The 13,572-nt window shown below is 56.3% G+C and carries 9 protein-coding genes and 4 tRNA genes; all 13 read right to left on the reverse strand.

Annotated elements, in window-relative coordinates:
• Positions 1-51: 51 nt before the first annotated feature.
• Positions 52-4,281: a DNA-directed RNA polymerase subunit beta' gene (gene rpoC, locus ACK4FF_RS00520; RefSeq protein WP_409703352.1), complete on the reverse strand. Its 4,230-nt coding sequence runs from the start codon at positions 4,279-4,281 to the stop codon at positions 52-54.
• Positions 4,282-4,304: 23 nt separating this feature from the next.
• Complete coding sequence (rpoB, locus tag ACK4FF_RS00525) at positions 4,305-8,414, reverse strand: DNA-directed RNA polymerase subunit beta (protein ID WP_409703355.1); 4,110 nt, start codon at positions 8,412-8,414, stop codon at positions 4,305-4,307.
• A gap of 140 nt (positions 8,415-8,554) precedes the next feature.
• The gene (gene rplL, locus ACK4FF_RS00530; RefSeq protein ID WP_409703358.1) at positions 8,555-8,932 is read right to left on the reverse strand and encodes a 50S ribosomal protein L7/L12; all 378 of its coding nucleotides are present in this window, start codon (positions 8,930-8,932) and stop codon (positions 8,555-8,557) included.
• Positions 8,933-8,977: 45 nt separating this feature from the next.
• Positions 8,978-9,508, reverse strand: a complete 531-nt coding sequence (gene rplJ / locus ACK4FF_RS00535; protein WP_409703361.1) for a 50S ribosomal protein L10 — start codon at positions 9,506-9,508, stop codon at positions 8,978-8,980.
• A 216-nt stretch (positions 9,509-9,724) separates the two neighbouring features.
• Positions 9,725-10,423, reverse strand: coding sequence for a 50S ribosomal protein L1 (gene rplA, locus ACK4FF_RS00540; RefSeq protein ID WP_409703364.1), 699 nt, complete (start codon positions 10,421-10,423; stop codon positions 9,725-9,727).
• Position 10,424: 1 nt separating this feature from the next.
• Positions 10,425-10,856 (reverse strand): 50S ribosomal protein L11, encoded by a 432-nt coding sequence (gene rplK, locus ACK4FF_RS00545; RefSeq protein ID WP_409703367.1) that lies wholly within the window; start codon positions 10,854-10,856, stop codon positions 10,425-10,427.
• A gap of 103 nt (positions 10,857-10,959) precedes the next feature.
• A complete protein-coding gene (gene nusG / locus ACK4FF_RS00550; protein ID WP_409703370.1) occupies positions 10,960-11,493 on the reverse strand; it encodes a transcription termination/antitermination protein NusG in 534 nt (177 codons plus the stop codon).
• Positions 11,493-11,876 carry a preprotein translocase subunit SecE gene (gene secE, locus ACK4FF_RS00555; protein WP_409703373.1) on the reverse strand — a complete coding sequence of 128 codons (384 nt, stop codon included), beginning with the start codon at positions 11,874-11,876 and terminating at the stop codon, positions 11,493-11,495. The genes nusG and secE overlap by 1 nt, the downstream gene beginning before the upstream one ends.
• 57 nt (positions 11,877-11,933) lie before the next feature.
• Positions 11,934-12,009, reverse strand: a tRNA-Trp gene (locus ACK4FF_RS00560).
• 6 nt (positions 12,010-12,015) lie between these two features.
• Positions 12,016-13,206, reverse strand: coding sequence for an elongation factor Tu (tuf, locus tag ACK4FF_RS00565; protein WP_409703339.1), 1,191 nt, complete (start codon positions 13,204-13,206; stop codon positions 12,016-12,018).
• Positions 13,207-13,261: 55 nt separating this feature from the next.
• Positions 13,262-13,336 (reverse strand) — tRNA-Thr (locus ACK4FF_RS00570).
• A 15-nt stretch (positions 13,337-13,351) separates the two neighbouring features.
• Positions 13,352-13,425: transfer RNA gene (locus tag ACK4FF_RS00575), tRNA-Gly, on the reverse strand.
• 48 nt (positions 13,426-13,473) lie between these two features.
• Positions 13,474-13,559: transfer RNA gene (locus ACK4FF_RS00580), tRNA-Tyr, on the reverse strand.
• Between the last annotated feature and the right edge of the window lie 13 nt (positions 13,560-13,572).

Here is a 13,572-nt window from a genome sequence, read left to right on the forward strand (position 1 = left end):
CAATGACTCGGGGCGACTTTCGTCGCCCCAAATCGATGCACCAACAAGGACTTAGGCGTCCTCGGAGGTGTCCGCCGCTGGCATATTGAACAGGGCTTCGGCTTGCGCACGTGGGTCCTGCTCCGCTTCCAGCATGCGGAGTTCCTCGGCCTCGCGGGCCTCTTTGTCTTTGCGGGCCTTGTGGTACGCCAAGCCGGTACCGGCTGGGATCAAACGACCCACAATGACGTTTTCCTTCAGACCACGCAGATCGTCGCGCTTGCCCATGATGGCCGCTTCGGTCAATACGCGGGTGGTTTCCTGGAAGGAAGCCGCGGAAATGAACGAGTCGGTGGACAAAGACGCCTTGGTGATACCCAGCAAGATATTTTGATAGGTGGCTTCACGCTTGTTCTCGGCGCGCATTTTGTCGTTTGCATCCAACAATTCGGAGCGTTCGACCTGTTCGCCAGGAATAAACCCGGTTTCGCCAGCGTCATCCACCACCACACGGCGCAGCATCTGACGAACAATCACTTCAATGTGCTTGTCGTTGATCTTTACACCCTGGAGACGGTAAACGTCTTGAACCTCGTCCACGATGTAGCGGGCCAGCGACTCGATACCGAGAAGACGCAGAATGTCGTGCGGATCGGCTGGGCCGTCAACAATGGACTCGCCCTTGTTGACCACTTGACCATCGTGAACCATGACGTGCTTGTCTTTGGGGATCAAGAACTCATGAGACACGCCTTCAAGGTCGGTGATGACCAGACGCTGTTTGCCTTTGGTGTCTTTACCGAAGGACACGGTACCGGTCACTTCAGCCAGCATACCGGCGTCTTTGGGTGAACGGGCTTCGAACAGCTCGGCCACACGGGGCAGACCACCGGTAATGTCACGGGTTTTCTGGCTTTCCTGAGGAATACGGGCCAGAACTTCACCCACTGAGACGTCCATACCGTCACGGACGGTGATCAGCGCACCCACGGGGAAGCTGATGTTCACGGAATGGTCAGTGTTGGCAATTTTGACTTCATTGCCTGCCGCATCCAGCAGTTTCACCTGAGGACGCTCACCTTTGCCACCGGCGGTACGACGCTTGGCGTCAATCACCACCAGTGTGGACAGACCTGTGACTTCGTCGATCTGCTTGGCAACGGTTGCGCCTTCTTCGATGTTCTCGAATTTGATCTTACCGGCGTATTCGGTCACGATTGGGCGAGTCAACGGATCCCAGGTGGCCAACACGGTACCAGCCTTGACCTGATTGCCGTCAAGAGCGGACAGGGTAGCACCGTAAGGTACTTTGTGACGCTCACGCTCACGGCCAAAGTCGTCGGTGATCAGCACTTCGCCCGAACGGGAAATGACGATCTGCTCGCCCTTGCCGTTGGTCACGTAACGCATGGTCGACGTAAAGCGGATGATGCCGTTGGACTTGGCTTCAATGCTGGACACCACGGCAGCGCGGGACGCCGCACCACCAATGTGGAAGGTCCGCATGGTCAGCTGTGTACCGGGTTCACCGATGGACTGCGCGGCGATCACACCCACCGCTTCACCGTTGTTCACCAGCGTACCGCGGCCGAGGTCACGGCCGTAGCACTTGGCACACAGGCCATAGCGGGTGTCGCATGACAGCGGGGTGCGTACGCGCACTTCGTCAATGCCCAATTGGTCGATGAGTTCAACAGCGTCTTCATCCAGCAGCTTGCCGGTTTCGAACACGGTTTCCTGAGTTTCAGGGTTGACCACGTCAGCCACGGTGACACGACCCAGAATACGGTCTCGCAGTGCTTCGATGACTTCACCACCTTCAACCAGGGCTTTCATGGCCACACCATTGGATGTGCCGCAATCGTCTTCAACCACCACCAAGTCCTGAGTCACGTCAACCAGACGGCGAGTCAGATAGCCGGAGTTCGCAGTCTTCAAGGCCGTGTCGGCCAGACCTTTACGCGCACCGTGGGTGGAAATGAAGTACTGCAACACGTTCAGACCTTCGCGGAAGTTCGCGATGATCGGTGTTTCAATGATGGAGCCGTCAGGCTTGGCCATCAGGCCACGCATACCCGCCAACTGGCGAATCTGGGCGGCAGAACCCCGCGCACCGGAGTCGGCCATCATGTAAATGGCGTTGAACGATTCCTGGCGCACTTCCTGACCGTTGCGATCGATCACTGGCTCGGTCGCCAGTTGCTCCATCATGGCCTTGCCCACCTGGTCGCCAGCGCGGCCCCAGATGTCAACCACTTTGTTGTAACGTTCGCCTTGGGTTACCAGACCAGAGGTGTACTGCGCCTGAATTTCCTTCACTTCCGCTTCAGCAGCGGCAATGATGGTTTGTTTCTGTGCGGGTACGACCATGTCGCCCATGGCGATGGAGATACCACCGCGAGTCGCCATGCGGAAGCCGAACTGCATCAGTTTGTCCGCGAAAATCACGGTTTCACGCAGGCCACAGCGACGGAAAGAGGCGTTGATCAGGCGGGAGATTTCTTTCTTCTTCAGCGGACGATCGATGAAGGAGAATGGCAGCCCGGGTGGCAGGATTTCAGACAGCAAGGCACGACCAACCGTTGTTTCATAGCGGGTGCGCTTGGCGGTTTTTTCGCCGGTTTCCTTGTTCACCACGAATTCGTTGATACGCACGGTGATGCGGGTGGCCAGCTCGACTTCTTTGTTGTCGTAAGCGCGATTGACTTCGCCCACGTCTGCAAACACCAGACCTTCGTTTTTGCCGTTGACCTTGTCGCGGGTGGTGTAGTACAGGCCCAACACGATGTCTTGTGAGGGTACGATGGAAGGGTCACCGTTGGCCGGGAACAGCACGTTGTTGGAGGCCAGCATCAAGGTGCGGGCTTCAATCTGTGCTTCCAGGGACAAGGGGACGTGAACAGCCATTTGGTCACCGTCGAAGTCGGCGTTGAATGCCGCACAAACGAGGGGGTGCAACTGGATGGCCTTGCCTTCGATCAGGACCGGCTCAAACGCCTGAATACCCAAACGGTGCAGCGTTGGCGCACGGTTCAGCATCACAGGATGTTCGCGGATGACCTCTTCCAGAATGTCCCACACAATGGGTTCCTGGTTTTCGACAAACTTCTTGGCCTGCTTGATGGTGGTGGCAATGCCCATCACTTCCAAGCGGTTGAAAATGAAGGGCTTGAACAGTTCCAAAGCCATCAGTTTGGGCAAGCCGCACTGGTGCAGTTTGAGCTGTGGGCCCACCACGATCACCGAACGACCGGAGTAGTCCACGCGTTTGCCCAACAAGTTTTGACGGAAACGACCGCCCTTGCCTTTGATCATGTCGGCCAGCGACTTCAATGGGCGCTTGTTGGCACCGGTCATGGCTTTGCCGCGACGGCCGTTGTCCAGCAGGGAATCCACCGCTTCCTGCAGCATGCGCTTTTCGTTGCGCACAATGATGTCAGGAGCGTTCAGCTCGAGCAGACGCTTCAGACGGTTGTTCCGGTTGATGACGCGACGGTACAGGTCGTTCAGGTCGGAAGTCGCGAAGCGACCACCGTCCAACGGCACCAGTGGGCGCAGTTCGGGAGGCAGCACAGGCAGCACTTCCAAAATCATCCACTCGGGCTTGATGCCCGACTTCTGGAAACCTTCCAGCACTTTCAAGCGCTTGGCAATTTTCTTGATTTTGGCTTCGGAGCTGGTGGCAGCCAACTCGTCGCGCAGTGTGGTCACTTCGCGATCGATGTCGATGGACTTGAGCAACTCACGAATGCCTTCAGCACCCATGTGGGCAATGAAGTCATCGCCGTACTCTTCCTGCTTGGCCAAGTAGTCTTCTTCGGTCAGCAGTTGGGCGCGTTTGAGCGGGGTCATGCCGGGCTCAACCACCACAAAGCCTTCAAAGTACAGAACACGCTCGATGTCGCGCAGGGTCATGTCCAACACCATGCCCAAACGGGACGGCAGGGACTTCAGGAACCAAATGTGCGCAACAGGGGAGGCCAGGTCGATGTGACCCATGCGCTCACGGCGGACCTTGGCCAGCGTGACTTCAACGCCACACTTTTCACAAATCACACCACGGTGCTTTAAGCGCTTGTACTTGCCGCACAAACATTCGTAATCCTTGATGGGACCGAAAATTTTGGCGCAGAACAAACCATCCCGCTCGGGTTTGAAGGTGCGGTAGTTGATGGTCTCAGGCTTCTTGACCTCACCGAAAGACCACGAACGGATTTTGTCAGGAGAAGCAATCGCGATCTTGATTGCGTCGAATTGCTCGTCCTGTTGGACCTGTTTAAACAGATCAAGTAATGCTTTCATCGAATAACCTCCGTCGCGACCGATCAGAAACGGTCCAGATCAATGTCAATGCCCAGTGAGCGGATTTCTTTCACCAACACGTTGAAAGACTCCGGCATGCCGGCATCGATGGTGTGATCACCCTTGACCAAATTCTCGTACACCTTGGTTCGACCGTTCACGTCGTCAGACTTGACGGTCAACATTTCCTGCAGCACATACGAGGCACCGTAAGCTTCAAGCGCCCAGACTTCCATCTCACCGAAGCGCTGGCCACCGAACTGGGCTTTACCACCCAGCGGCTGTTGCGTCACCAGCGAGTATGGACCGGTTGAACGGGCGTGCATCTTGTCATCGACCAAGTGGTGCAGCTTCAGCACGTGCATGTAGCCCACAGTCACCTTCCGGTCGAAGGCTTCGCCAGTGCGGCCATCGATCAGGGTGATCTGCGTTTTGTGGTCGTTAAAGCCCAAGGCTTGCATGCGTGGGTCATCGCTGGGGTAAGCCAGCTCGAGCATGTCAAGAATGTCTTTTTCATTCGCACCGTCGAACACGGGTGTAGCGAACGGCATACCTTTGGACAGGTTCTTGCCCATTTTGATGATTTCTTCATCAGTCATGGAGTCCAGATCAACCGGTGTGCCAGTGCTGTTGTACACCTTGTTCAGGTATTCACGCAGACGGGCCACAGCGTTTTGCTGTTGCAGCATTTCGCTGATGCGATCGCCAATGCCCTTGCCAGCCCAGCCCAAGTGGGTTTCGAGAATCTGACCCACGTTCATACGGGAAGGTACGCCCAGCGGGTTCAGTACGATGTCCACAGGACGGCCATCGGCCATGTGCGGCAGATCTTCGACGGGAACGATCTTGGAGACCACACCCTTGTTACCGTGACGGCCGGCCATTTTGTCGCCGGGCTGCAGACGGCGCTTCACAGCCAGGTAAACCTTGACCATTTTGAGCACGCCTGGGGGCAACTCGTCGCCCTGAGTCAACTTCTTGCGCTTCTCTTCGAAAGCAAGGTCAAACTGGTGACGCTTGTCTTCGATGGACTTCTTCAGCGTTTCCAACTGGGTAGCGGCCTCTTCGTCGGCCAGACGAATGTCGAACCAGTGGTGACGATCGACTTCACCGAGGTAATCGGCGGTGATTTTGCTGCCCTTGGCCAACTTGGATGGACCACCATTGGCCACCTTGCCCACCAGGAAACGCTCGATACGGCTGAATGTGTCAGCTTCTACGATACGCATCTGGTCGTTCAGGTCCAGGCGATAGCGCTTGAGTTCATCGTCAATGATGGACTGGGCGCGCTTGTCGCGGACAATACCTTCACGGGTGAAAACCTGAACGTCAATCACAGTCCCTGTCATGCCGGAAGGCACGCGCAGTGAGGTGTCTTTCACGTCAGAGGCTTTTTCACCGAAGATTGCGCGCAGCAGTTTTTCTTCAGGAGTCAGCTGGGTTTCGCCTTTGGGGGTTACTTTACCAACCAGCACATCGCCGGCCTGAACCTCGGCACCGATGTACACGATACCGGACTCATCCAGACGTGACAGTTGGGCCTCGGACAGGTTGGAAATGTCGCGTGTGATTTCTTCGGAGCCCAGCTTGGTGTCGCGGGCAACCACAGACAGCTCCTCGATGTGGATCGAGGTGTAGCGGTCTTCGGCCACCACACGCTCGGAAATGAGGATGGAGTCTTCGAAGTTGTAGCCGTTCCAGGGCATGAACGCGACCAGCATGTTTTGACCCAAGGCCAATTCGCCGAGGTCGGTGGACGCGCCATCAGCAATCACATCGCCACGGGCGATGATGTCACCCCGGTTCACGATGGGGCGCTGGTTGATGTTGGTGTTCTGGTTGGAACGGGTGTACTTGATCAGGTTGTAGATGTCGACACCGACAGAACCGGTTTCAACTTCATCGTCGTTCACGCGAACCACGATACGGTTGGCGTCGACGTAGTCAACCACACCACCGTGGTCAGCCGTGATCACGGTGCCCGAGTCGACAGCCACAGTCCGCTCAATGCCGGTACCGGCGAATGGCTTCTCGGGGCGCAGACAGGGCACGGCCTGGCGCTGCATGTTGGCGCCCATCAAGGCCCGGTTCGCATCGTCGTGCTCAAGGAACGGAATCAGTGACGCCGCAACGGACACGATCTGACCAGGGGCCACGTCCATCAGTTGAACGCCAGAGGGATCAACCAACTCGAATTCACCGGCCACCCGGCAGGACACGAGGTCGCCAACAAGGCGCTTCTTCTCGTTCACTTCCGCGTTCGCCTGAGCGATCACGTAACGGCCTTCTTCGATGGCGGACAGGTACACGATTTCATCGGTGACCACGCTGTTCTCAACCTTGCGGTACGGGGTTTCGAGGAAACCGTACTCGTTCAGGCGGGCGAACATCGCCATGGAGTTGATCAGACCAATGTTTGGACCTTCAGGAGTTTCGATCGGGCACACACGGCCGTAGTGGGTGGTGTGTACGTCACGAACCTCAAAGCCGGCACGCTCACGAGTCAAACCGCCCGGGCCGAGTGCGGACACACGACGCTTGTGGGTGATCTCGGACAGTGGGTTGGTCTGGTCCATGAACTGCGACAGCTGGGACGAACCGAAAAACTCCTTGATGGCCGCAGAGATGGGCTTGGAGTTGATCAAGTCGTGGGGCATCAGGTTTTCGGCTTCAGCCTGACCCAGACGCTCTTTCACTGCACGCTCAACCCGCACGAGGCCAGCACGGAACTGGTTTTCAGCCAATTCACCAACGCAACGCACGCGGCGGTTACCGAGGTGGTCGATGTCGTCGATCTCGCCGCGGCCATTGCGCAGGTCGACCAGAATTTTGATGACGGCCAGAATGTCGTCATCGGTCAACACCATGGGGCCTTCCACTTCAGGGCGACCCACGCGGCGGTTGAACTTCATGCGACCAACGCGGGACAGGTCGTAGGCTTCTTCGCTGTAGAAGAGGCGATTGAACAGCATTTCCACGGCTTCTTCCGTGGGCGGCTCGCCAGGACGCATCATGCGGTAGATGGCCACGCGCGCAGCAGTCTGGTCAACCGTTTCATCGGTTCTCAGGGTCTGGGAAATGTAAGGCCCTTGGTCCAGTTCGTTGGTGAAGATGGTCTCGATGGACTTGACGCCGGCATCGCGGATCTTGCCCATGGTTTCTTCAGTGATTTCATCGTTGGCGTTGGCCACCACTTCCCCGGTGCTGGGGTCGATGATGTTTTTGGCCAAGGTACGGCCCACGAGGAAGTCCTCGGGCACGGTGATCTTGGTCAGGCCGGCGGCTTCGATGTCACGGATGTTCTTGGCGTTGATGCGCTTGTCTTTCTGGACCAGCACCTTGCCGGATTTGTCCACGATGTCGAACTTGGCCACTTCGCCCTTGAGACGGCTGGTGACCACGTCCATTTGCGCGCCTTCGGATTTGATCTCGAATTGATCAAAGTCAAAGAAGGTGGACAGGATCTGCTCGTTGTTCATGCCAATGGCTTTGAGCAGGATGGTGACCGGCATTTTGCGGCGACGGTCAACACGGAAGTACAACACGTCTTTGGGGTCGAATTCGAAGTCGAGCCAAGAGCCGCGGTAAGGAATGATCCGCGCGGAGAACAGCAGTTTGCCGGAGCTGTGGGTTTTGCCACGGTCGTGCTCGAAGAACACACCGGGTGAACGGTGCAACTGGGACACGATGACACGCTCGGTGCCGTTGATCACGAAAGAACCATTACGGGTCATCAGGGGCAGTTCGCCCATGTACACCTCTTGCTCCTTGACCTCCTTGACCGTGGGCTTGCTGGCCTCGCGGTCCAGCAACACCAGGCGCACGCGTGCGCGCAGGGGCGAGCAGAAGGTGAGGCCACGCTGCTGACATTCCTTCACGTCGAAGGCGGGCTCACCCAAAGCGTACTGGACGAATTCCAGACGGGCGTAGCCGTTGTGGGACACGATCGGGAAGACAGACTGAAACGCTGCCTGCAAACCCTGTTCCTTACGTTGTTCAACGGGTGCGCCCAGTTGCAAGAATTCCGTGTAGGAGTCCAACTGGGTGGTGAGAAGGTACGGAACATCCAAAACTGGAGGCCGTTTCGCAAAGCTTTTGCGTATGCGTTTTTTCTCGGTGGCAGAGTAAGACATATTTTCTGTCCTGATGGTCGAGCGGATTAAGCGATGGGCATGCAGACGCGCATGGCTTAATCAACTACAGAGTGTTTTCCGGAACTGAAGCGCAAAAAGCCCGGAGGCAAAAATACCTCCGGGCGTTTTGCACAGCGACATTACTTAACGTCGACCTTGGCACCAGCTTCTTCAAGTTGCTTCTTGATGTCAGCGGCTTCAGCTTTGGAAACGCCTTCCTTCACTGTCTTGGGTGCGCCGTCAACCAGATCCTTGGCTTCTTTCAGGCCCAGACCGGTCAATGCACGAACAACCTTGATCACGTTCACTTTGCTTTCGCCAGAGGCGGTCAGCACAACGTCGAACTCGGTTTTTTCTTCAGCAGCAGCAGGCGCAGCGCCAGCAGCAGGAGCAGCAACTGCAACAGCAGCAGCAGCGGCGGATACGCCGAACTTTTCTTCCAGATCCTTGATCAGTTCAGACAGTTCGAGTACGGACAGGCCAGCGATGGCGTCGATGATTTCGGCTTTAGTTGCCATGGTATTTCTCCAGTTAAAAGTTTGATTCGGTGAATCTGAACAAAGTTATGCAGACTGCGATTCTTTCTGGTCACGCACTGCAGCCAATCCACGTACAAATTTCGTTGGTACTTCGTTGAGGGTACGAACGAACTGTGCGATGGGGGCTTGCATGGTGCCCAGCAATTTCGCCAACAACTCTTCACGGCTTGGCAGGGTTGCCAGGGCTTTGACGCCGTTGACATCCATCACCTGTCCGGGCATAGCACCGGCGGTGAGCACCAATTTGTCGTTGGTTTTGGCAAAATTGACCAACACCTTGGCTGCTGCTACGGGATCATTGCTGATGCCATAGATGAGCGGGCCGGCCATCTTGTCGGACAGCGCCTCGAAAGGCGTGCCGGAGACGGCGCGACGGGCCAGGGTGTTTTTCAGAACGCGCAGATACACACCTGCAGCACGGGCTTCCCGGCGCAGTTGAGTCACACTTTCCACAGACAGACCACGATATTCAGCAACGATGATCGATTGGGCGCCAGCCACTTGGGCGGACACTTCTTCAATCACAGCTGCTTTTTCTTGGCGGTTAAGAGCCACGGTCTTTCTCCAAAAAGAAGCGCTATTGCACTGTTAAAAACAGGCGACCGAAATCAAGCTTTGAACATTCATTCATTACTTTCCTCGGGACCGCCATCTACGTTGGATCACATGTTTTAAAGCGTTGCCTGAACTACCAGCGCCGCTTCCAACGGTCTTTGATAACCTGCCACCTGCTGTGCGGCGAACCACACCGCGGGTGACAGCCCAAAGTTCTTATTGACCCAGCACGGTGGCTGAATCGACGCGAACCCCACCACCCATGGTGCTGGAGACCGCAATTTTCTTGAGGTATACGCCTTTGGACGAGGCTGGCTTGGATTTGTTCAAGGCATCAACCAGGGCAGCCAGGTTGGTCTTGAGCTGATCCACGTTGAACGAGGCGCGTCCGATGGTGCAGTGGATAATACCGGCCTTGTCGGTACGGAACTGCACCTGACCAGCTTTGGCGTTTTTCACTGCAGTGGCCACGTCGGGCGTCACTGTACCAACCTTGGGGTTAGGCATCAGGCCGCGAGGGCCGAGAATTTGACCCAGGGTACCCACAACGCGCATGGTGTCGGGGGAAGCGATAACCACGTCAAAGTTGATGTTGCCAGCCTTGACTTCAGCAGCCAGGTCTTCCATGCCGACGATGTCAGCACCAGCGGCTTTGGCTTCGTCAGCCTTGGCACCTTGGGCAAACACAGCCACACGAACGGACTTGCCAGTGCCTGCGGGCAGAACCACGGAACCACGAACCAGCTGGTCGGATTTACGTGCATCGATACCCAGGGCGATTGCCGCGTCGACGGACTCGTCGAACTTGGCAGTTGCTGTTTCCTTGATCAGGTTCAGAGCCTGCTCAACGGGGTAGGTGGAGTTGCGATCGATTTTTGCGCGGATCGCTTGTTGGCGCTTGGACAGTTTTGCCATGTTACAGACCCTCTACCGTGATGCCCATGCTGCGTGCGGAACCGGCCACTGTGCGAACAGCAGCTTCCAGATCGGCGGCAGTCAGGTCAGGCATTTTTGTTTTGGCGATTTCTTCAGCCTGAGCGCGGGTGATCGAGCCCACTTTGTCCATGTGAGGACGAGGTGAACCCTTGGTGATTTTCGCCGCTTTCTTGATCAGGATGGTCGCGGGGGGCGTCTTCATGATGAACGTGAAAGACTTGTCCGCGTATGCAGTGATCACCACAGGAATTGGCAGACCAGGCTCAACGCCTTGAGTCTGGGCGTTGAACGCCTTACAGAATTCCATGATGTTCAAACCGCGTTGACCCAGGGCTGGACCGATGGGGGGCGAGGGGTTTGCTTTACCGGCTGGCACTTGCAGCTTGATAAAGCCAATAATCTTCTTGGCCATGAATGCTCTCCGTGAGTTCTAACGCAACCGAAGTTGCTCCTCGTTTTGCTTGTCGTACCGTGAACCCTGCCAGCAAATAAAACAGGCGGCTGAAAACTGACGCTTAAACTTTTTCGACTTGATGGAAATCGAGTTCAACAGGCGTGGCCCGACCGAAAATAGTGACTGAAACACGCAGCTTGCTTTTTTCGTAGTTCACTTCTTCGACGTTGCCGTTGAAGTCCGCAAACGGACCTTCCTTGACACGCACCATTTCGCCCACTTCGAACAGCACTTTCGGACGGGGCTTCTCAGCGCCTTCCTGCATTTGCTGCATGATCTTGTCGACTTCTTTCTGGGAAATCGGCGTGGGGCGGTTGCCCACACCACCCACAAAACCAGTCACTTTGGAGGTGTTTTTAACCAAGTGCCAGGAATCGTCGGTCATTTCCATCTCGACCAGCACATAGCCGGGGAAGAAACGACGCTCGGTGATGGACTTTTGACCACCCTTGATTTCCACCACTTCTTCAGAGGGGACCAAGATGCGGCCAAACAGGTCGGAAATCTCGGAACGATCAATGCGCTCCTGCAGGGCGCGCTGAACGCTCTTCTCGAGGCCCGAGTAGGCGTGAACGACGTACCAACGTTTAGACATTATCGGGTCCACCCCAGAAGCAGATCGTAGAACACCCATTCAATGGTCTTGTCGACGATCAAGAGGTAAATGGCCATGACCACCACAAAACCGAACACGACCGCAGTCATTTGGGTGCCTTCTTTGCGAGTGGGCCACACAACACGCTTGGACTCATTCACCGAATCTTTGGCGAAGGCCACAAAACGCTTGCCGGCAGCCGACACAAGAAATGCACCCAGAGCCAGCGCCACACCCAAGACAACCACCGCCAAGCGAATGAAGAAGTCTTGCGAAGAAAGCACCTGATAGGCGACCGCGCCACCGATGGCAAATACCACGGACAATGCCAAGAGGGCTTTGTCCTTGCCCGACGATACGGTTTGAATGTCGCTCTGTGCCATGTTCTTAAAATGTAAGCCGCCGCTGAGCCATGTCAGCGGCGACGGTCCTACCAAAATTGGCAGGGCAAGAGGGAATCGAACCCCCAACCTTCGGTTTTGGAGACCGACGCTCTGCCAGTTGAGCTATTGCCCTTCAGAATCACTTAGTGATCTTGGCAACCACACCGGCGCCCACCGTACGACCGCCTTCGCGGATCGCAAAGCGCAGACCTTCTTCCATCGCGATCGGGGCGATCAATTCAACATTGATCGACACGTTGTCGCCGGGCAGTACCATTTCCTTGTCAGCAGGCAAGCTGATGGAGCCGGTCACGTCCGTTGTACGGAAGTAGAACTGGGGACGGTAGTTGTTGAAGAAGGGGGTGTGACGACCACCTTCTTCTTTGGACAGCACGTACACTTCGGCGGTAAAGCCTGTGTGTGGCTTGATCGAACCGGGTTTGCACAGCACTTGGCCGCGCTCTACGTCTTCACGCTTGGTGCCGCGCAGCAGTACGCCCACGTTGTCACCGGCTTGGCCTTGGTCCAGCAGCTTGCGGAACATTTCCACGCCTGTACAGGTGGTCTTGGCGGTGTCTTTGATACCCACGATTTCAATTTCTTCGCCGACTTTGACGATACCGCGCTCGATACGGCCTGTCACTACGGTACCGCGACCGGAGATGGAGAACACATCTTCGATAGGCATCAGGAATGCGCCGTCCACTGCACGCTCAGGCGTGGGGATGTAGCTGTCCAGGGCTGCGGCCAGGGCCTTGATGGCACCTTCGCCCAGTTCGCCTGCGTCACCTTCCAGGGCCAGCTTGGCTGAACCTTTGATGATGGGCACGTCGTCGCCTGGGAAGTCATAGGAAGACAGCAGTTCGCGCACTTCCATTTCAACCAGTTCCAGCAGTTCGGCATCATCAACCATGTCGCACTTGTTCAGGAACACGATGATGTAAGGCACGCCAACCTGACGGGCCAGCAGGATGTGCTCGCGAGTCTGGGGCATGGGGCCGTCAGCGGCGGAACACACCAGAATGGCGCCGTCCATCTGGGCCGCACCGGTAATCATGTTCTTGACGTAGTCGGCGTGGCCGGGGCAGTCAACGTGCGCGTAGTGGCGAGTCTCGGTTTCGTACTCAACGTGCGCTGTGTTGATGGTAATACCACGGGCCTTTTCTTCAGGGGCCGCATCAATCTGGTCGTAGCCTTTGGCTTCACCACCAATCAGGCGGGCCAGAACCGTTGTGATCGCCGCTGTCAAAGTCGTCTTTCCGTGGTCCACGTGACCAATCGTTCCTACGTTGACGTGCGGCTTCTTACGCTCAAACTTTTCTTTTGCCATGACGACCTCGATGCGAGCACCCGGCGCGATTGGGTGCGGTTTAAACACAAAATTTTGGTGCTCATGGGCAGGATCGAACTGCCGACCTCTCCCTTACCAAGGGAGTGCTCTACCACTGAGCCACATGAGCATGTCTTACAAAGCCTGGAGCGGGTGAAGGGAATCGAACCCTCGTCTTAAGCTTGGAAGGCTTCAGCTCTACCATTGAGCTACACCCGCACACCTTGTGCGCCTTACAGCACGCACTCGGTTAAACTGCTTGAATTCTGGTGGAGAGAGCTGGATTCGAACCAGCGTAGGCGTAAGCCAACAGATTTACAGTCTGCCCCCTTTAGCCACTCGGGCATCTCTCCGAAAGAGAACCCC

This window comes from Limnobacter sp., from assembly GCF_046297615.1.
Classification (GTDB): Bacteria; Pseudomonadota; Gammaproteobacteria; order Burkholderiales; family Burkholderiaceae_B; genus Limnobacter.